General features: G+C 63.3%; 18 protein-coding genes. 15 read left to right on the forward strand and 3 right to left on the reverse strand.

The annotated features are described in order from the left end of the window. Positions 1-5 precede the first annotated feature (5 nt). Both WNZ15_RS02230 and WNZ15_RS02235 read left to right on the forward strand, forming a co-directional pair. A complete protein-coding gene (locus tag WNZ15_RS02230; RefSeq protein WP_342891300.1) occupies positions 6-1,712 on the forward strand; it encodes an ABC transporter permease subunit in 1,707 nt (568 codons plus the stop codon). 5 nt (positions 1,713-1,717) lie between these two features. Further along, on the forward strand, positions 1,718-2,401 hold the full coding sequence (locus tag WNZ15_RS02235) for an ATP-binding cassette domain-containing protein (RefSeq protein ID WP_342891301.1): 684 nt from the start codon (positions 1,718-1,720) through the stop codon (positions 2,399-2,401). A gap of 98 nt (positions 2,402-2,499) precedes the next feature. On the opposite strand, the gene bfr is transcribed toward WNZ15_RS02235, so the two are convergent. Together bfr and WNZ15_RS02245 are read right to left on the reverse strand one after the other, a co-directional pair. Next, positions 2,500-2,985, reverse strand: a complete 486-nt coding sequence (bfr, locus tag WNZ15_RS02240; protein ID WP_342891302.1) for a bacterioferritin — start codon at positions 2,983-2,985, stop codon at positions 2,500-2,502. A 15-nt stretch (positions 2,986-3,000) separates the two neighbouring features. Then, complete coding sequence (locus WNZ15_RS02245; RefSeq protein WP_342891303.1) at positions 3,001-3,243, reverse strand: (2Fe-2S)-binding protein; 243 nt, start codon at positions 3,241-3,243, stop codon at positions 3,001-3,003. A 124-nt stretch (positions 3,244-3,367) separates the two neighbouring features. Here WNZ15_RS02245 and WNZ15_RS02250 point away from each other — a divergent pair, with 124 nt between their 5' ends. From WNZ15_RS02250 to WNZ15_RS02305, 12 genes are all read left to right on the forward strand, one after another. Beyond that, complete coding sequence (locus WNZ15_RS02250) at positions 3,368-4,126, forward strand: SDR family oxidoreductase (RefSeq protein ID WP_342891304.1); 759 nt, start codon at positions 3,368-3,370, stop codon at positions 4,124-4,126. A gap of 194 nt (positions 4,127-4,320) precedes the next feature. Then, complete coding sequence (locus WNZ15_RS02255) at positions 4,321-6,756, forward strand: methyl-accepting chemotaxis protein (RefSeq protein WP_342891305.1); 2,436 nt, start codon at positions 4,321-4,323, stop codon at positions 6,754-6,756. Positions 6,757-6,894: 138 nt separating this feature from the next. Then, on the forward strand, positions 6,895-7,860 hold the full coding sequence (locus WNZ15_RS02260) for a class I SAM-dependent methyltransferase (RefSeq protein ID WP_342891306.1): 966 nt from the start codon (positions 6,895-6,897) through the stop codon (positions 7,858-7,860). After that, positions 7,857-8,684, forward strand: coding sequence for an RNA methyltransferase (locus WNZ15_RS02265; protein WP_342891307.1), 828 nt, complete (start codon positions 7,857-7,859; stop codon positions 8,682-8,684). The genes WNZ15_RS02260 and WNZ15_RS02265 overlap by 4 nt, the downstream gene beginning before the upstream one ends. A gap of 3 nt (positions 8,685-8,687) precedes the next feature. Beyond that, positions 8,688-9,545 carry an SDR family oxidoreductase gene (locus WNZ15_RS02270; RefSeq protein WP_342891308.1) on the forward strand — a complete coding sequence of 286 codons (858 nt, stop codon included), beginning with the start codon at positions 8,688-8,690 and terminating at the stop codon, positions 9,543-9,545. A gap of 178 nt (positions 9,546-9,723) precedes the next feature. Beyond that, on the forward strand, positions 9,724-10,182 hold the full coding sequence (locus tag WNZ15_RS02275) for a YtoQ family protein (RefSeq protein WP_342891309.1): 459 nt from the start codon (positions 9,724-9,726) through the stop codon (positions 10,180-10,182). A 270-nt stretch (positions 10,183-10,452) separates the two neighbouring features. Further along, on the forward strand, positions 10,453-10,653 hold the full coding sequence (locus WNZ15_RS02280) for a cold shock domain-containing protein (protein ID WP_342891310.1): 201 nt from the start codon (positions 10,453-10,455) through the stop codon (positions 10,651-10,653). Between the two features lie 81 nt (positions 10,654-10,734). Continuing rightward, positions 10,735-12,048 (forward strand): methyltransferase, encoded by a 1,314-nt coding sequence (locus WNZ15_RS02285; RefSeq protein ID WP_342891311.1) that lies wholly within the window; start codon positions 10,735-10,737, stop codon positions 12,046-12,048. Positions 12,049-12,171: 123 nt separating this feature from the next. Then, a complete protein-coding gene (locus WNZ15_RS02290) occupies positions 12,172-13,773 on the forward strand; it encodes a B12-binding domain-containing radical SAM protein (protein WP_342891312.1) in 1,602 nt (533 codons plus the stop codon). 66 nt (positions 13,774-13,839) lie between these two features. Beyond that, on the forward strand, positions 13,840-15,099 hold the full coding sequence (locus WNZ15_RS02295; RefSeq protein ID WP_342891313.1) for a TCR/Tet family MFS transporter: 1,260 nt from the start codon (positions 13,840-13,842) through the stop codon (positions 15,097-15,099). Further along, entirely contained in the window at positions 15,096-15,764 is a 669-nt protein-coding gene (locus tag WNZ15_RS02300; protein ID WP_342891314.1) for a dienelactone hydrolase family protein, read from the forward strand. The genes WNZ15_RS02295 and WNZ15_RS02300 overlap by 4 nt, the downstream gene beginning before the upstream one ends. Positions 15,765-15,897: 133 nt before the next feature. Continuing rightward, positions 15,898-16,491, forward strand: coding sequence for a hypothetical protein (locus WNZ15_RS02305; protein ID WP_342891315.1), 594 nt, complete (start codon positions 15,898-15,900; stop codon positions 16,489-16,491). An 84-nt stretch (positions 16,492-16,575) separates the two neighbouring features. On the opposite strand, the gene WNZ15_RS02310 is transcribed toward WNZ15_RS02305, so the two are convergent. Further along, the gene (locus WNZ15_RS02310; protein ID WP_342891316.1) at positions 16,576-17,619 is read right to left on the reverse strand and encodes a M20/M25/M40 family metallo-hydrolase; all 1,044 of its coding nucleotides are present in this window, start codon (positions 17,617-17,619) and stop codon (positions 16,576-16,578) included. A gap of 252 nt (positions 17,620-17,871) precedes the next feature. Between WNZ15_RS02310 and WNZ15_RS02315 the strand changes: the two genes are divergently transcribed. Beyond that, a complete protein-coding gene (locus tag WNZ15_RS02315) occupies positions 17,872-18,957 on the forward strand; it encodes a patatin-like phospholipase family protein (protein WP_342891317.1) in 1,086 nt (361 codons plus the stop codon). Positions 18,958-19,025 lie beyond the last annotated feature (68 nt).

A 19,025-nucleotide genomic window follows, 5' to 3' on the forward strand; every position in this document is an offset into this window, starting at 1 on the left:
GAACCTTGACCATCCGGCAGAAACGGATCGTGGACGTTCCGACCCTGTTGGTCATCGCGTTGCTGGGGGGACCGGTTCTGGCCGGCCTGGCCGGAACCGCGCTGCCCGCTTTCGGGTATCTGCCGGTCCTTGGTCACGAGACGGTGTCGCTGGAGCCGATGCGGCGGCTGTTCGAGACGCCGGGTCTGGCCAGGTCCGCCGCGCTCAGCTTTTCCACGGGCCTTGCCGCCTCGCTTGCCTCGTTGGCGATCGTGCTGGTCTTTACCGCCGGCTGGTCGGGCACGCGCACCTTCCGCCGGCTTGCCCGGTTCCTGTCGCCGCTGCTTTCGGTGCCCCATGCGGCCGCCGCAATCGGTCTGGCGTTCCTGATCGCCCCGTCGGGGTTTCTGGTGCGCCTCGCATCCCCCTGGGCCACCGGCTGGACGCGCCCGCCGGACGTGCTGATACTGAACGACCCCTTCGGCGTCGCCATGACACTCGGCCTCGTGGCCAAGGAAGTGCCGTTCCTGTTCCTGATGACCCTGGCCGCGCTCAACCGGCCGCATATCCATGACACCTACCGGGCCGGCGCGAGCCTCGGCTATGGCCGGCTCGCCACATTCTTCAAGCTGATCCTGCCGCAGATCTATCCGCTGATCCGGTTGCCCATGCTCGCCGTCATCGCCTACGCGACATCGGTGGTCGACGTGGCCGAAATCCTCGGTCCGGCGACACCCTCCCCGCTCGCGCCACGGCTGGTGGGCTGGATGAACGATCCAGACCTGTCGCGCCGGCTGATGGCCTCCGCGGGCGCCCTGCTGCAACTGGCCGTCACGACGGCCGCACTGCTGGCCTATCTGGGACTTGAGCGGCTCACGGTCCGTCTCCTGCGCAGCCGGCTTTCCAGCGGGCACCGGCATGCGCACGACACCTCCGGCCGGCTCGCCGGTTTGTTTGTCATGCTGGCCGTCATCGCCGCGATGGGTCTTTCGCTGGTCCTTCTGGGCCTGTGGAGCCTGGCGCGCTCGTGGTGGTTTCCCGCGGCGCTTCCGCAACACCTGGATGTGATGCGGTTCGCGGACATGGCCGTCATGGGCGCCCCGGCCCTGTGGGCAACCCTTGCCCTCGCCGTCTCGGCCGCGGGCGTTGCAACGGCCGTAACGCTCTGGCTTCTGGAGGCACGTGATGCCGCCGGCCGGACCACTAGCGCCAGACTGAAGGCTCTCGTTTTCCTGCCGCTTCTTCTGCCACAGATCGGCTTTCTGTTCGGCCTGCAGATGCTGTTTCTCCACGCCGGACTGACCGGGACCTTTGCGGCGGTCCTGCTGGCCCATCTGGTGTTCGTCCTGCCCTACGCGGTGCTCGCCCTGAGTGATCCCTGGGCCCGTCTCGATCCGCGCTATGGCAAGGCGGCCGCCTCCCTGGGCGCTTCGCGGGCCCGGATCTTCTGGCGGATCCGCCTGCCCCTGCTGCTGCGGCCCGTTCTCGTGACCTTCGCGGTCGCCGCCGCCGTCTCCGTGGGCCAATACCTGCCGACCCTGATGATCGGCGCCGGGCGGATCGTGACGGTCACGACCGAAAGCGTTGCACTGGCAAGCGGCGGCAGCAGGCAGGCCGCCGCCCTGTATGCACTGTTGCAGCTCCTGATCCCGCTCGGCGGCTTCGTGCTGGCTGCGCTGGTGCCCGCGCTGGTTCACCGGAACAGGGTCGCCATGCGGCTGGAAAGAGGATGACCGCCATGAACACGCCAGCAGATGCGTCCGGTCTCGTTCTCGACAAGGTGCGTCTCCACCTGAACGGGGCACCGCTCGTGGAGATCGACTGCCGGATCGCGCCAGGCGACATCCTCACCATCATGGGCGAGAGCGGCAGCGGCAAGTCGAGCCTGCTGGATTTCATCGCCGGTTTCCTGCGGCGGGACTTCCAGTCAGCCGGTCGCGTGTTCCTGAATGGCCGGGACCTGACCGACCGGCCGGCGCAGGACCGGCACATCGGCCTGATGTTCCAGAGCCCGCTGCTGTTTCCGCACATGAGCGTGCTCCAGAACCTGATGTTCGCGATCCCGGCGGATGTGCGGAAGCGATCCGCGCGGCTCGATCTCGCCGAACAGGCCCTGGAGGACGTCGGTCTTGCCGGGTTCGGCAGCCGTGACCCGGCAACCCTTTCCGGCGGGCAGCAGACGCGCGTTGCGTTGATGCGCAATCTGCTCTCGGAGCCGAAGGCCCTGCTGCTCGACGAGCCGTTCTCAAGCCTGGACAAGGCCCGCAGGGCCGATATCCGGGCGCTGGTCTTCGATGCGGCGCGGCGCAAGGGCCTGCCGGTACTGCTGGTCACTCATGATGAGGAAGACGCCGAAACAACCGGCGGGGGCATGGTTCACCGGTTGGAAACCTGCCGGAGCAGTGCGCCGTCCCGGCCCTGAGCCGGGGTCTGTTGCAAGGCTGACCGGGAAGACTGGCCGAGAAAACTGGCCGAGAAAACTGGCCGGAACGGCGTGTCATCTGAAAACGGTTGCGAAGCCTACTCGGCCTGATCGGCCGATTTCGCCTGAAGCAGCGCGTAATTGTCGATGCCGATCCGTTCGATCAGCCCGAGTTGCGTTTCGAGGAAGTCGATATGACCTTCCTCGTCGCCGAGCAGCCTTTCAAACAGGGCCATGGTAACGAAATCACCCAGTTCGCGGCAGACTTCGCGCGCTTCCTTGTAGAGCGCACGCGCCACATATTCCGCCGCCAGGTCGCCTTCCAGGCACTCTTTCAGGGACTGGCCGATGCGCAGCGGATCGAGGGTCTGCAGGTTCGGCAGTCCCTCCAGGAAAATGATCCGGTCCATCAGTTCCTGGGCGTGCTGACGCTCTTCGTCGGCTTCGACCAGTTCCTTCGCGGCGAGTTTGCCGAATCCCCAGTCGGCCAGGAGGCGCGCATGGACCCAGAACTGGTTGACCACCGTCAATTCGTGCCGCAGCGACTTGTTCAAGTACTCGACTACCCGCGGATCACCCTTCATAGGCCCTCTCCTGAATTACCCTTCGGCTGCCCGCTTGTCCGGTACGGCCGTCGATTCTGCATCCTGCGTCTGTTCAGAAACTTTTTCATGGATGATGTCAATGACTGACGAAAAACAGCCGCCGCACCGGGGACGGCACCCGAGATGCCGGAAAACCGCTCCCGGGGTCGGAACCTTGCCGTTCGGGTCCGCGCGCATTTCCTTCGCCGCCTCGCGAAGTTGCTTGTCAGACAGAACGTTACAGGAGCATATGATCATTGCAGGATCCGGCGTGAGTCCTCATGAGCGGACATAGTGTCATAGCTGTTTTTCAGCGCAATATCGAAACTCTACCAAGAGAGTCAACTTTTTACGGGCCATCGGCGCATATTTGGGGATCGACATGACAGACAAGTCTGACGCAGACGAACGCCCCGCACTCGTGCTGACCGGGGCCAGCCGCGGGATCGGTCATGCGACCGTCAAACGGTTCTCCGCGGAAGGCTGGCGGGTGATCACCTGTTCGCGTCACGCCTTCTCCGACAAGTGCCCATGGCCGATGGGCCCCGAAGACCATATCCAGGTGGATCTGTCCGATCCGGAAAATCTCGGCTTCGCAGTCCAGGAGATCCGCAAGCGGCTGGAACCGAACGGCTCCCGGCTGAATGCCCTGGTCAACAATGCCGGCATCAGCCTGAAAGGCCCGGAGGGCGAGCGCCTCGATTCGCTGACCACCGCGATGCATGAATGGCGGACGGTGTTCCAGGTCAATTTCTTCGCCCCGATCCTTTTGGGCCGGGGCCTGTTCAGGGAACTGAAGAACGCCCGGGGATCGGTTGTCAACGTGACCTCGATCGCCGGCATGCGGGTTCATCCGTTCGCCGGCACCGCCTATGCCACGTCCAAGGCGGCGCTGGCCTCGCTGACCCGCGAGATGGCAGCAGATTTCGGCCCCCACGGCGTCCGGGTCAATGCCATCGCACCTGGCGAAATCGACACGTCCATTCTCTCGCCCGGAACGGAAAAGATGATAGAAGACATCCCCTTGCGCCGCCTGGGACTGCCTGCCGAGGTTGCCGATACGATCTACTATCTATGCTCCGACAAGTCTTCTTATGTCAGCGGTGCCGAGATCCACATCAATGGAGGCCAGCACGTCTAACTGGCGATGCAACCCTGAATTGATAGACCAGCATTATAATATCTTTATTTGCGATTTTCTTTCGTGTGTCGGTCAGCTTTCTTGATCTGCACATTTCCAAAGCAATCTAAATTTTCCCGATTTACTTCTTCTTCATGGCCATCGGCAATAGTCGCAAAAGGAAAATACGGTTCTTCGAGCTGTGTGGGGATGACATGAAGCGCATTTTGAATGTTCTGACCGACCTGAAATTCGGGTTCAAGGTCGGTGGTGGTTTCTTTGCTGTTCTATTGTTGACGGCATTGGTGGGCGGGGTGGGTTTTCTCGCCATTCACAATCTGTCATCGCGATTTGTGGTTGCGGACCAGGCCGCCAAGGTCGCGGCCCAGGTGCAGACGACATCACTGTTGCGCGAGGATTATCTGAACAATCCCGGTGACGCCCTGGGAACCTCCGTGGAAGACGGGATTGCGAAACTCGAAGCGGAACTGGCTGTCCTGTCCGGCAATGCCGCCGGGGACACGGCCGCAGTACAACAGGTTTCGGCCGCCCGTGACGCGGTCGCCCAATTCGCGGAAACCTTTGCGGAGGTTGTCGACCACACCAGCCAGCAGTCCGAGCGGCTGACAACCCTGCTGGCGAGCACAGCCGATCTTGAAGCCCTGTCCGTGAGCATCTCCGACGCGGTCGAAACTGAAGAAACCAAGATCGGTGCCGAGGCCTTCGCCGCGAACAGCCAGCTCGACGACACAAACAATCTTCAGCGCAGCATTTTCGAGCTGAAGGATGAAGTGGTCAAGATTCACATGCTGTACCTGAAGGGCAGCGGAAACATCGAAGGTGACGAACTCACCAACGCCATCGCAACCTCTGCCGATCTGGTCGGCGTGACCAAGCAACTGAACTACAAGAAGATCGAGGGCATCGATCGCAAGACCGTCAGCCAACTGGCCTCCAAGGCGAAGGAACTGGACGGGGCGCTTGAAAACCTGACCAAGGATCTCGGCTTCGCAGAAGCCTATGAAGCCCGCCACGCGGTCGGTTCCGCCATCGACGGCATGAATTCGCTTACGCAGGAAATTCTGGCCCAGGTTCAGCCGGTTGTTTCAAAAGCCAAGACGGACGCAATGACCGCCTCGACACGGCTGGCGACCATCCAGTCGATTGCGCAGCACGCAACCAATCTCAATGAACTGGCCCTGGCCGCGCGCGCGGAGACGCTTTACCTGTTCGGTTCCTTCGGGGCTTCCGACGCGACAAAGGTGGAAACGCATGTCGCCGGCCTTGCGCGACTGGAAACGGAGATGGTGCAATACGCCAAGACCCTGCCCAGCGCAGCCGATGCCATCAACGCGATTGCCATTTCCGTCGCTTCACTCGACCGGTCCTTCAAGGAAATGCTGACCACGAAGGCGGAGCTGATGGCCAAGCGCGATCAACTCGACAGCCTGACGCACAAGGTCACCGCGGATATCTCCGTGATTTCCGCAGCCCAGTCCCGGGCGGCCAAAGCCGCCTCGAGCGGTGCGGAAATGCAGATCGCCGTGACCATCCTGCTCGCCATTCTGGGCGGCATCGGACTGGCATTCGTGCTCAATCTGGCAATCACCCGTCCGATACACACAATTACCGGCGTGATGAACCGCCTTGCCAATGGTGACAATGAAGTCGACATTCCGGGCATCCACCGCGGGGATGAAATCGGCGCCATGAGCCGCACAGTGCAGGTGTTCCGCGACAACGCGATCGAGCGGGCGCAACTGCAGGAGCACAGCACCCAGGAGGAAGCCGCACGACAGGAGCGCCAGGAACGCATCGACGCGATGATCCTGTCCTTCCGGTCCACGGCGGAAGCGGCACTGGGCTCCGTCGAAGCAACGGCGGGCGGCCTCGACAGCACCGCCCAGGCGCTGACGGAAATTGCGCGCGACAGCGCCGGTTATGCAAGCGAAACACGGGTGTCCTCCGACGACACCACCCACAATGTCCAGACTGTAGCCAGCGCCGCGGAGGAGCTGTCCGCTTCAATCGGCGAGATTTCGCGCCAGGTCGCCCAGACCACGGAAATCGTCGACCGGGCCACCACCGGCACGCGGGAGACCAACCAGAAGGTCGAGGGCCTGGCGCAGGCTGCGACCAAGATCGGCCAGGTGGTCACGCTCATCCAGGCAATCGCGGAACAGACCAACCTGCTCGCCCTGAACGCCACCATCGAGGCCGCACGGGCCGGAGATGCCGGCAAGGGCTTCGCGGTCGTCGCTGCGGAAGTGAAGGAGCTGGCCACCCAGACGTCCCGGGCAACGGAGGAAATCGGTTCCCAGATCACCGAAATCCAGAACGCCACCGCGGACAGCGTTGTCGCGATCGGCGAAATCACCGAGACCATGACAGAGGTCAACAGCTACACGGCCGCCATTGCCTCCGCCGTGGAGCAGCAGGGCGCCGCGACCGCGGAAATCTCGCAGAACGTCCAGCGGGCGGCTGAAGGCACCGGGGCCGTGTCCGCCTCCATGGGCCAGCTCTCCCAGGCCGTCGACCAGACCTCGTCCTCCGCGGACATGGTGCTGTCGGCGTCCGGCGAGCTGACCGACAAGACCCAGGAACTGAAACGGGAAGTCGAGCAATTCCTCTCCGAGGTTGCCGCCGCCTGACCTCATTTCACTGCCGGCCAAGGGCGGGGAAGCTTCGGCGCCCCGCCCTTTTTCTTTGGCGACACCGCAAAAAGTTGACCTTGGCGTGCTTGCCGACTAGGTGATGTGGCTCAACACCAAGATTGACGAGAGACACACGTGGCGGATCAGACCAACGCCTCTTCCTTTGCTCCTTCGGGCCGGCCCCCGGTGCAGACCTTGCCGGTGATTCTGGAAACCGCGGGCTGGAAGGACTACCGGCTGCTCGACATGGGCGCGGGGCAGAAGCTCGAACGCTATGGCCGGTTCATGATCGTGCGGCCGGAACCGCAGGCCATGGGCAGCCGCCGGCTGAAGGAAAGTGTCTGGACACGCGCCGACGCGGTCTTTTCCGGGGACACCGAAGAGGAAGGGCCCGGCCGCTGGAAATTCTCCGGCGATGTGCCGGAGACCTGGCCGATGAACTACGGCCCCGTGCGCTACAACGGCCGTTTCATGTCGTTCCGCCACGTCGGCGTCTTTCCCGAACAGGCAGCGCACTGGGACTGGGTCAACGGCAAAATCCGCGCTGAACGCGCCCGCGCGCCCGACAGGCCTTTGAAGATCCTGAACCTGTTTGGCTATACCGGCCTGGCGTCGCTGCTGCCGGCAGCGGAAGGCGCGCAGGTCACCCATGTCGACGCGTCGAAAAAGGCCATCGGCTTTGCTCGGGAAAACCAGGCCCTGTCCGGCCTGGAAGATCTGCCGATCCGGTGGATCTGCGAGGACGCCGGCAAATTCGTCGCCCGCGAGGTCCGGCGCGGCAACACCTATGACGGCATCATCCTCGACCCGCCCAAATACGGACGCGGTCCCAAGGGCGAGGTATGGGATCTCTATACCAGTCTGCCCGGCATGCTGGCCGATCTGCAGAAGCTGCTCTCGGGCGATGCGCTGTTCATGATCCTGACCGCCTACGCCATCCGCTCCAGTTTCGTCGCGATTCACGAACTGATGGCCGAAACGCTCGCCACTCAGGGAGGTCTTCTAGAATCGGGTGAACTGGTCATCCGCGAAGAGGGCAGCAACGATACCGATGGCCGCGCGTTGTCGACGTCGCTGTTCTCCCGGTGGAGCGGCCGATGAGCGAGCAACGCCAGGGCGCGGTCAAGCAGATTACCAGCCATTCCAATCCGATCGTCAAGGAGATCAAGGGCCTCGTCGCCCAGCGCAAGCACCGCAGCCAGTCCGGTCTGTTCGTTGCCGAGGGTCTGAAACTGGCGACCGACGCGCTCGATGCCGGCTGGGGCGTGCGCTATCTCGCGCTCGGCCCGGAAGCCCGTGACAATCCGGTGGCCCAGAAGGCCGCGGCCACGGCCAAGGCGCGGGGCGCGCTCATTCTGGAAGCCTCGACCGCCGTCATGTCGGCCATGACCCGCAAGGACAACCCGCAGATGGTCGTCGGGGTCTATGAACAGCAAATCCTGGAGGCAAAGGACATCGATCCGTCGGGTGCCCCCGTGTGGGTGGCCCTCGACAGGGTCCGCGACCCGGGCAATCTCGGAACGATCATCCGCACGGTCGACGCGGTCGGTGGCAAAGGCGTCATGCTGGTCGGCGACTGCACCGACCCGTTCGCCGTCGAAGCCGTGCGCGCCACCATGGGGTCCCTGTTCCACGTGCCGCTGGCGAAACTGACCAAGGACCAGTTCAAGGCGCTTGCCGGATCCTGGCCGGGCACCGTGGCGGCCACACACCTGAAGGGCTCGGTCGACTACCGCAAACCCGATTATCAGGAGCCGGTACTGCTGGTCATGGGCAATGAGCAGAAGGGCCTGGAAGACGACATGGCCACCGCCTGCGGCACGCTGATCCGCATTCCGCAGACGGGCCAGGCCGACAGCCTCAACCTTGCGGTCGCAACCGGCGTTGCTCTTTACGAGATCCGCCGCAAGCATCTGGAGCTTTGAACCTTGAAACTGTTCGTTTTCGGCGCCGGGTTTTCCTCAAGGGCCTTCATCGACCGGGTCCGCGACCGCTTCGACTGGATCGGCGGCACCACACGCTCTCCTGAAAAGTCGGCTGACCTCGACAAGGCGGGCGTCGAGCCGTTCCTGTTTGACGGCACCACGCCGGGAGACCGCATCGCCGAGGCGCTGAAGAGCGCCACCCATGTGCTGGTGTCCATTGCCCCCGGCGAGACCGGCGACCCTGTCCTGCGGATCCATGGCGACGACATCGCCGCCGGACGGCCCGACTGGACCGGCTACCTCTCCACGGTCGGGGTCTATGGCAATCATGACGGGGAATGGGTCGACGAAGACACCCCGTGCAAACCGGTGTCCAGACGCTCCGTGCAGCGGGTGGCCGCGGAACAGGCATGGCTGGAGTTCGCGCGCGCCCATGGCCTGCCCGTCCAGATCTTCCGCCTGTCGGGCATCTACGGGCCGGGCCGCAATGCGTTCGAGAATTTCAGGAAGGGCACGGCCCGGCGCCTGATCAAGCCGGGCCAGGTGTTCAACCGCATTCATGCAGCCGACATTGCAGGTGCACTCGAGGCGGCGATGGCGCAGCCGTCCACCCGGATCTTCAACGTGACCGATGACGAACCGGCGCCCCCCCAGGATGTGGTGGCTTTTGCCGCGAAGCTGCTCGGCGTCGCGCCACCACCCGAAATCCCGTTCGAGACCGCGGACCTGTCACCGATGGCACGCTCGTTCTACGGCGAGAACAAGCGGGTCTCCAACCGGCGCCTCAAGGACGAGCTCGGGTATGCGTTCCGCTACCCGGACTATCGCGTCGCGCTGAGGGAGCTGCTGAAAACCCTGTGAGGGCACCCGGCGCCGGTTCCAGGCCGGACCGGACGAGCCCCCGGTTTCCCAGCACGCAAACCAACCGTTCGCGGCCGCCCCGCTCGAAGTCCTTGACGTTCGCGCTGCGAGACACCAGCTTCAAGACAATTCCGTATGACATTCACAACGGGATATAAAAACCTGATGGGAGGATCATATGGATACCTGGCGCGTTTATCTGTCCGGCGAAATTCACACCGACTGGCGCGAGAAGATCATGACCGGCGCAAAGGCACTGGACCTGCCGGTGTCCTTTTCGGCACCTGTCACGGATCACGATGCCAGTGACGATTGCGGCGCCGTCATTCTCGGCAATGAGGACAACAAGTTCTGGTACGATCACAAGGGGGCGAAAGTGAACGCCGTGCGCACGCGCACCCTGATCGAAAAGGCCGATATCGTCGTGGTCCGTTTCGGCGACAAGTACAAGCAGTGGAACGCGGCGTTCGATGCCGGCTATGCGTCAGCGCTCGGCAAATCGCTGATCGTCGTTCACGATCCGTCGCTGACCCATCCACTCAAGGAAGTTGACGCAGCTGCACTTGCGGTCGCACAAACGTCCGAACAAGTGGTCGATATCCTCAGATATGTCATTCATGGTCAGCTTGATCGGTGACCAGGGTCTTGAAATTAACAAATTCATTACCATACTAATAGATACTGTGAAAAAGCCCCGGCCATTGAGCCGGGTATTCAGGGCCCACCTTTGAAGGATCTGAACTTGCGGATGCTGCGGTCGACTTCGACTGCGCACTACGAGGTTTATTTCCGAGCGGACCTGATAACTACTTTTTTATTATAAAAACACTGTCATCCAGGCGTTGGAAAAGACGGCTAAATGTGCCGGTCTCCTGCCTCGATGCAAAAAAATTGGAAAGAAGACTCCATGCTGCATGGAAACGTAAAATGGTTCGATCAGGGCCGAGGTATCGGCACTATCGAACCCCAGGACGGCGAGGACATCATCGTCGACATCACGGCCCTGCGCCGGTCCGGTATCGACACCCTGACGGAAGGCCAGCTCGTGGTTTTCGACCTGGAGTGGCGCCGCGGCCGGATGGTGGCTGAAGACCTGAAAGTCCTGTAAGGTCACCTGAAGGAACTTTCTGGCAACAAGGGCGGTTCGACCGCCCTTTTTTTATATTATGATTTTCGGGAGTGGTGCGACATGCAGATCGATGCAAGGTTGCAGGAGGGCATTGCCGCCCATCGCAGCGGCAATCTCGAGGGCGCGCTTGCGGCCTACAAGGACGTTCTGACCGCCGAACCGGAAAACGCGGACGGCCTGCATTTCCTCGGTCTGCTGCACTTCGAGGCCGGCAAGCCGGACAACGCCGTGCAACTCATCCGCAAGTCGCTGGAACACAACGCGCGGAATGCGGCAGCCTGCAACAATCTCGGCAACATCCTGAAACTCGGCGACAGGCCTGATGAAGCGCTCGATGCCTACGTGCGCGCGGTCGAGATCGAGCCCCGGCACGAAGAAGCCTGGAGCAACATCAACGTCATGATGGAAGGGGCCTCCAACAATGACGATCTCCTGCCGGTCCTGAGGGAAATCGTGCGTCTGGACCCGGACAATCCCAACGCCTGGCACAATTTCGGCCTGTCGCTGATGCTGGCGGGTCACAGGGACGAGGCCGCGGACGCGCTGGAGCGGTGCCTGGAATTCGGCTCGGAGGTCTGGACCGATCCGATCTGGCACGCGCGCGTGCTGTGTGCGCTCGGGCGCCGGGACCGGGCCCTGCAGCATCTGGAAGCGCTGGTCGCGGCGGACCCCGGCAATACCATCGCCCGCTACCAGTTGGCAGCCGTTCGCGGCGACGACATGGACCACGCCCCCGAGGACTACGTAAAATCGCATTTCGACAGTTTTTCCGACAGTTTCGACGAGGTCCTGAAGAATCTCGGCTACCGGGCTCCGGAACGGGTCTCCGAGGAAGTGGCCAGCCTCGCCTCCGCGCGCTCGTCCCCCTTTGGAGACGTGATCGATCTGGGATGCGGCACAGGCTTGTGCGGCCCGCTCATCCGCGAACACTGCACGAGGCTCACCGGTATCGACCTGTCCCCGGGCATGCTGCGCAAAGCCTCTGCACTGGAGGTCTACGATTTTCTGGTCGAAGGCGAACTTGTCGGTTTCCTGAATTCCGCTCTGCCGACCCGGTTCGACCTGGCCGTCTGTGTCGACACGTTGTGTTATCTTGGCGACCTGCAGCCCTTCATGAACGCGCTGTGGGCCGCGCTCACTCCGGGCGCGGTGCTGGTTGCCAGCGTCGAGCACCTGTCCGATCCGTCCGGCCCCGATTACCGCGTCGACCCGACAGGGCGCTACGCCCACACACCGGCCTACCTGAAAAACTGCGCGGAAACCGCGGGGCTTGTCTATGAGGTCGAAAAACCACTGGTGCTGCGCCATGAGCTCGGCAAGGAGGTGCACGGCCTCGTCTTTCATGCCCGCAAGCCTGGCACAAGCCAGCTCTGACATCATCATACGGCAGGTCCCTTGAGCGGAAACGCGTGACAGTCTGTCAAAGCGGTTGTGCCGGCGCGGAAACTTGGTACGGTGACGCCGTTGGGGGCAAGTGTCCGTCTGGAGGGACCGTTTATGTCGGAATGCAATGTTTTGTTGGTGTATCCGCGGTTTAATGCCGGATCTTTCTGGAATTACGGCGCCACCTGCGAAATGGTCGGCGCAAAGTATCCCGCTCCGCCGCTGGGGCTGATCACGGTTGCCGCCATGCTTCCGGAAGACTGGAATGTCCGGCTGATCGACCGCAACACCGGCGCGCTCACGAATGACGACCTGGACTGGGCGGACATGGTGATGACAGGCGGCATGCTGCCCCAGCAGGCAGACAGCCTCGCCGTGATCCGGAGAGCTCAGGAAAAAAACATTCCGGCCGTTGTCGGCGGTCCCGATCCCACGTCTTCCCCCGAAGTCTATGAATCGGCGGATTTCCTGGTTCTCGGTGAAGCCGAAGGGATCCTCGATACCTTCGTGGATGCCTGGAACGAAGGTGCCCGCAACGGCCGGTTCACGGCCGAGAAATTCAAGGCCGACGTGACCTCCAGTCCGGTGCCCCGCTTCGACCTGCTGAAATTCGAGGATTACGTCCAGATCGGCGTTCAGTATTCGCGCGGCTGCCCGTTCACCTGTGAATTCTGCGACATCATCGAGCTGTATGGCCGGGTGCCCAGGACCAAGACCAACGACCAGATGCTGGCGGAACTCGACCGCCTCCATGAACTCGGCTATCGCGGCCATGTCGATTTCGTCGATGACAACCTGATCGGCAACAAGAAAGCCGTGAAGATGTTCCTGCCGGAACTGGCAGCCTGGCAGAAGAAGCGCAATCATCCGTTCGAGATGTCGACGGAAGCCTCGCTCAACCTGGCTGACGACAAGGCCCTTCTGACGATGATGCAGCAGGCCGGATTTTTCTCGGTCTTCATCGGCATCGAGAGCCCGGATCCGGACGTGCTCATCGCCACGCGCAAGAAGCAGAACACCCGCCGCGACATCGCCAAGAGCGTGCACCAGATCTACGACGCCGGGATCTTCGTTCTGGCCGGCTTCATCGTCGGCTTCGACGGGGAGAGCGACAAGGTCGCCGACGAAATCTCGGCCCTTATCGAGGAATCCGCCATTCCGGTGGCCATGACCGGACTGCTTTACGCCCTGCCCAACACGCAGCTCACCCGCCGCCTCGCCAAGGAAGGGCGCCTGCACGCCGACTTCGCCAGTGACGATCCGGATACGGAACACGGCGACCAGTGCACCGCGGGGCTCAACTTCACGACGCAACGGCCGCGCGAGCAGATCCTGGAGGATTTCAAGCAGGTCATCGATCGGGTCTACGGACCTGAGGCCTATTTCGGCCGGGTCAGGAAAGTAGCGTCCATGCTCGACATGAGCGGTGCCAACGGTTCGATTTTCGGGGCCGGTTTCTTCCACGACCTCAAGCTGTTCGGCCGGCTCATGCTGGCGATGACCTTCAAGGAGACCACGTATCGCGGGCCGTTCTGGAAGACCCTGTTCGTGACCGCTTTCACCAATTTCCGGGCGATCAAGCCGGTGATGATGATGCTGGCGCTCTATGTGCATCTCGGCCCGTTCTCGCGTTTCGTCATCGCCCAGATCGACAAGCAGATCGCCGATATCGAAAGAGGCCGCTGGGAGCAGCCCGCGCTGGTCGCCGCCGAATAGATCGGACAGGAACCCCGGGCCGGACACCGGCTCGGGACGAACGAACGTGCAACCCGGGACACCAGCTTGCAGACAGGCTCCTCCAGGCGCAGCGCGCTCGGTTTCATCCTCGTTACGCTGACCCTCAATTCCATGGGCATCGGTCTGATGATGCCCGTGATGCCGTCGCTGCTGCGCGAGCTGACCGACCTGCCTGTGAGCGATGCCGCCCGCTGGGGCGGCGCCCTCAGCCTTGTCTATGCCCTGATGCAATTCGCTTTCGGTCCGACGCTCGGCAACATTGCCGACCGGTTCGGGCGGCGCCCGGTGCTGCTGGTCTCCATGTTCGCCATGGCGGTGGACTATCTGATCATGGCGCTGTCCTGGCACATTGCCGTGCTGTTCGCCGGCCGGCTGCTGTCGGGCATCGCGGGCGCGACCTTCTCCGCGGCTTCGGCCTTTATCGCGGATGTGTCCTCGAAGGAGGACCGGGCCAAGAATTTCGGCCTGATCGGCGCCGGATTCGGCGTCGGTTTCGTGCTCGGCCCGATGATCGGCGGCTACCTGGGCGAATACGGGCCACGCGCGCCCTTTTACGCGGCGGCCATCCTGTCCTTCGCCAATTTCGTGTTCGGCTTTTTCGTGCTGCCGGAAACGCTGAAGGACGACAACAGGCGGGCGTTTGACTGGAAACGCGCCAATCCGTTGGGTGCGTTGAAGCAACTGGCCGCCTATCCCGCCGTCAGAACGCTTCTCATCGCGGTCTTCCTGTTCGACATCGCCCACTATGTCTATCCGGCGATCTGGAGCTACTACTCCGAAGAGGTCTATGGCTGGTCGCCGGGCGATATCGGCCTGTCGCTCGCCTTCGTCGGGATCGGCTTTGCCTTTGTCCAGGGGTACCTGATCCGGGTGCTGGACCCCAGACTCGGGCCCGGGCGGATCCTGCTGGCAGGCCTGGCCGCAAACCTGATCGCCTTTGCCGGGCTTGCGGTCGCCGATGCGGGCTGGATGGCCTATGGGCTGATCTGCTTCGCCGCGCTCGGCGCCCTGGCAACACCGGCCTTCACCGGCCTGATGTCGAACCGCATGCCGGACAACGCGCAAGGCGAGCTCCAGGGCCTGATCTCCAGCGCAGCGGGCCTGTCCATGGTGGTCAGCCCGCTGGTCATGACACAGGTTTTCGCGGCCTTTTCGGGCCCGGATGCGGCAATCTCGTTTCCGGGTGCCCCGTTCGCGCTTGCCGGTGCACTGATCGTCGCGTCCCTTGTGATTTCCCTGCCGTTCATTCGCCGGGAGGTGAAGCAGACCCCGGCCGCAAACACGGATACCAGAGACACCCCATGACCGTCAGACCCGCCCCAACGCATCTCGATGGCCCCCGCCTGGCGCCCGCCTCCGGCCGCCCCGCGCGCCAGCTGATCGTGATCCTGCATGGCTACGGTGCCGACGGCGCGGACCTGATCGACCTGGGCCGCGCCTGGCAGGGCCAGTTCCCCGACGCCGCGTTCGTCGCTCCCGATGCTCCGGAAACGCTGCCGTTCGAAGCGGTTGGCGGCCGGCAGTGGTTCGCGCTCAGCGAGCGCTCGCCCGATGAATACCGTCTCGGCTCCGAGGCGGCCCGACCTGCGCTGGACCGCTTTCTCGACGCGGAACTTGCCGCGCTGTCGCTTGACGGCGGCGCGCTTGCCCTTGTCGGCTTCAGCCAGGGCGCCATGATGGCGTTTCAATGCGGCCTGCGCCGCAAGGCGCCGCCGGCGGCGCTGGTCGCCTTTTCAGGTCTGCTACCGGGTGCCGCCCGCCTGGAGGCAATCGGCACCGAAAGCCCGGTCCTGATCGTGCACGGCAGCGATGACGACGTCGTGCCGGCCTATCATGCCGAGGCGGCCGATCAGGCACTGACACAGGCCGGGGTGGTTTCCAGCCTGCATCTGCTCTCCGGCCTTGGCCATTCCATCGACGAGCGCGGCATGGTGCTCGGCGGGCGGTTTCTGGAAAGAGCGTTTGCCTGAAAGTCCGGATTTTTGGCCCGCAGGACCCGGACATGCCCCGCGCCTTAGGTTAATGACCTGTTAACGGTTTTGCAGGATGCTTTCAGAATCTTTGCCGGACCAGAACGGGCCGGACAAATCAGGATCCGGCGCCATGCAGATTTCCATAGAGACCACCGTCCAGAGCACCAGCCTGTTTTCCGCGTCCGTTTCCGGCGGCGGCTCCGAAGGCGGCAACGGCCGTCCCGATGCACTTGCCGGCGGTACCGGCGGTGCGCAGGCACCGGCCGTCAGCGTTCTGGAAGCGGCCAGCAAGAAGGCCGAGGAAGACGCGGTTGTGATCGCCGCCCTGCAGGATGCGGTCGACAAGGGCAAGGACGACGACGACGAGAACGAGGACAGCACCCTTGCCACCGTCGAGGACTACCAGAAGGCGGCCGGCCAGTTGAAGTCGGCGCTTGGAGAGGGCGACGGCGGGCCGTCCGCGTCGATCGCCTATGAAAGCGCGACCATCTCCACAACCACGATCGAGGCTGAAATCGGCGGGGAGACCCTGTCGGCCCAGTTCGTTTCCTTCGACCGGGTTTCCTATGACAGCGAAACGGGCCTGTCGGCGCGCTCCGCCAGCGCAGCGACCATCGAAGGGTCCACCGGCAACGGTTCCTTCAGCTACCAGAGCGCCTCGGTCAGCAACCTCTATGCAGGCACAGGCGAGCAGGTTTCCAACCTCGCGGGCCTGCTGGCCTGAGGCGAAGCTGACCGGAGCGCACGAACGCCCCAAAGCCTGTCAGCAGACAGAGGGGCGCCGCAGCGCCCCTTTCCATGACGCCGCTCACGCCTTTTTGAGATATGCCACCAGGATGTCGAGCGCGGCCTGCAGGTCGCCCTTGTGGATCATTTCCGTGACCGTGTGGATGTAGCGCGTGCCGACCACGATGCCGACCGCCTTGGCACCGGCCGCCGCCTGCTGGGCCGCGGCACCGTCCTGTCCGCCGGCAGCCAGCATGGTGCGCTGGAACGGGATCTTTTCCTTCAGCGCGATCGCCTCGACTTCCCTGACCAGGTCCCGGTCGGCGATGAAGCTGGAATCCTTCACATGTAGTCCGAAGCCTTCGCCCTGAACCGTGGTGCGGTCCTGTTCGGGAACGCCCGGCGTGTCGCAGGCAAGCGTGGTGTCGACCCCGAAGCCGATGTCCGGCTTGATGGCGAAGGCCGCCGTACGGGCACCGCGCAGGCCGACTTCCTCCTGGCAGGTGAAGGCGACATGGATCTCGCAGCCGTGCTTGGCCTTGCCCAGACCCCTGATGGCCTCGATGCCGAGCCAGCAGGCAATGCGGTTGTCGAGGGCCTTGGAGACGACCTTGTCGCCGATCTCGATCAGCGGCTCATCCATGGTGACCATGTCGCCGACCTTGACGATGTCCTTCGCCTTCTCACCCATGCCGAGATCGACCACGAAGTCCTTCGGCTCGGGGATCTTCTTGCGCTCTTCGGGCGAGGAGATGTGGATCGGCTTGCCGCCGGGGTTCATGACACCCTTGAAATCCCCCTCGTCGGTGGACACCAGGACGCGGCGTGAGAACAGGTTGCGCGCGTCGAACCCGCCGACCGGCTGCACATGCAGGTATCCCTTGTCGGTCACGTGAGAGACCAGAAAGCCGATCTCGTCCATGTGGCACAGCAGCATGACCTTCTTCGGCGCGGTCTTCCTGGACGCCTTGCGGCTGTCGCGGCGGCACAGCAGCGATCCCATCGGATCGACACTGACCTCGTCGAACAGACCCTTGATTTCCGACTGGACCAGGTCGCGCACCCGGTGTTCGTGGCCGGGCACGCCCGGAGTTTCGCAAAGTCGGCGCAGCAGATCGATGTTCATGGATTTTCCTGTACGGGATTTGAGTATGCTCCGATCCTAAAGCCTTTCACCGTTGAATTGAAGCGTTCTGGCGGCCAGCAACGCGAAGGCGTTAACCGGTTGCTCGCCAATTCAGGAAAAACGCGCCTTTCCTTCGGTCTTTGCCATTGCAGTGTCGCAATTGGTGGCAAACATTGAGGGTCAGATGACAAGGCGACTGCCGCGGCCGCGGGAAGGCGCCGGACCTTCCGCTCTGACATCCCGGGGAAAACCATGGCCCAGAAAAAACGTTTCATCCTTTCCATCGACGGCGGCGGCGTGCGTGGCCTCATTCCCGTACGCCTCCTCGAAACACTGGAAAGCCGGCTGAGCCAGCGCGGCGTCGCCGCACCGATGCACAAGGTGTTCGACCTGATGGCCGGCAGTTCGTCCGGTGGTCTGATCGCCGCCGGTCTCACCGCGCCGCGCCCCGGCGGCAGCGCCGGCGAAGCCGCGACCACGCTGGCCGAACTCCGGGCCTTCTTCGAACGCGAGTCCCGGGACATTTTCACGTCATCGATCAGCGCGCGGCTCGCCCGCGCCGTGACCAACCCCCTCGGCCTGTTCGACGAGACCTATGACGCCCGCCCCCTGGAAAAGCTGCTCAAGGAGCGTTTCGGCTGGACTTCGATGGCGAGCGGCCTCACCCGGCTGGTCCTGACCGCCTATGACATCGAACGGCGCAAGGCTGTGTTCATGACCAACGGCGCCGAGAAAAACGGCGGCCGCCCGGACGATTATTACTTCTGGCAGGCGGTGCGCGCCACCACAGCCGCCCCGTCCTATTTCGAACCGGCGAAGGTGGAAAACCTCAGCCGGCGGCGCGAGGAAGCCCTGATCGACGGCGGCGTCTTCATGAAGGACCCGACCATCGCCGCCTACCTGGAAGCGCGCAAGCTCGGCTGGGGGGACGACGAAATCGTCATCCTGTCGCTGGGCACCGGCCGGGCGTCCGGCCGGCCCTTCCTCTACAAGGATGCGATCGGCTGGGGTGCGCTCGGCTGGATGCAGCCCTCCAAGGGCGTGCCGATCCTGTCGATCTTCGCCGACGGACAGTCCCAGACCGCGTCCTATCAGGCGGAGCACCTGTTTGCCGAATTGCCGAATGTGACCTATCACCGGCTGGAAGCGGAGCTGCCGCCCGAAGCCGAGGACACCGACAACGCCCGTCCCGGCAACATCATCACCCTGAACGGAGCCGCCGACCGGGTGATCCGGGACAATACCGTCTTCCTGGACACTTTCGCTGACATGTTGACAGAGTGCATGCGCGATCCGGAATCGGATGCGCCGGCGGTCGATCTGGTGCATGCTGCCTGAAGGCTGAAACAGCCCCGGCGGCCGCGAACAACAGCGCGGAAGAAACCGGCGGCTGGCCGACACGACCG

The sequence above is a fragment of the Roseibium sp. AS2 genome (assembly GCF_038900065.1).
In the GTDB taxonomy this organism is placed as follows: Bacteria; Pseudomonadota; Alphaproteobacteria; order Rhizobiales; family Stappiaceae; genus Roseibium.

Excerpts from the sequence above, each read along its gene's own strand:
- bfr (WP_342891302.1), bottom strand. The coding sequence starts at position 2,985 with ATGAAGGGTGATCCGCGGGTAGTCGAGTACTTGAACAAGTCGCTGCGG.
- WNZ15_RS02255 (WP_342891305.1), top strand. The coding sequence starts at position 4,321 with ATGAAGCGCATTTTGAATGTTCTGACCGACCTGAAATTCGGGTTCAAG.
- WNZ15_RS02285 (WP_342891311.1), top strand. The coding sequence starts at position 10,735 with ATGCAGATCGATGCAAGGTTGCAGGAGGGCATTGCCGCCCATCGCAGC.
- WNZ15_RS02290 (WP_342891312.1), top strand. The coding sequence starts at position 12,172 with ATGTCGGAATGCAATGTTTTGTTGGTGTATCCGCGGTTTAATGCCGGA.
- WNZ15_RS02310 (WP_342891316.1), bottom strand. The coding sequence starts at position 17,619 with ATGAACATCGATCTGCTGCGCCGACTTTGCGAAACTCCGGGCGTGCCC.
- WNZ15_RS02280 (WP_342891310.1), top strand. The coding sequence starts at position 10,453 with ATGCTGCATGGAAACGTAAAATGGTTCGATCAGGGCCGAGGTATCGGC.
- WNZ15_RS02305 (WP_342891315.1), top strand. The coding sequence starts at position 15,898 with ATGCAGATTTCCATAGAGACCACCGTCCAGAGCACCAGCCTGTTTTCC.
- WNZ15_RS02235 (WP_342891301.1), top strand. The coding sequence starts at position 1,718 with ATGAACACGCCAGCAGATGCGTCCGGTCTCGTTCTCGACAAGGTGCGT.
- WNZ15_RS02300 (WP_342891314.1), top strand. The coding sequence starts at position 15,096 with ATGACCGTCAGACCCGCCCCAACGCATCTCGATGGCCCCCGCCTGGCG.
- WNZ15_RS02275 (WP_342891309.1), top strand. The coding sequence starts at position 9,724 with ATGGATACCTGGCGCGTTTATCTGTCCGGCGAAATTCACACCGACTGG.
- WNZ15_RS02315 (WP_342891317.1), top strand. The coding sequence starts at position 17,872 with ATGGCCCAGAAAAAACGTTTCATCCTTTCCATCGACGGCGGCGGCGTG.
- WNZ15_RS02245 (WP_342891303.1), bottom strand. The coding sequence starts at position 3,243 with ATGATCATATGCTCCTGTAACGTTCTGTCTGACAAGCAACTTCGCGAG.
- WNZ15_RS02265 (WP_342891307.1), top strand. The coding sequence starts at position 7,857 with ATGAGCGAGCAACGCCAGGGCGCGGTCAAGCAGATTACCAGCCATTCC.
- WNZ15_RS02250 (WP_342891304.1), top strand. The coding sequence starts at position 3,368 with ATGACAGACAAGTCTGACGCAGACGAACGCCCCGCACTCGTGCTGACC.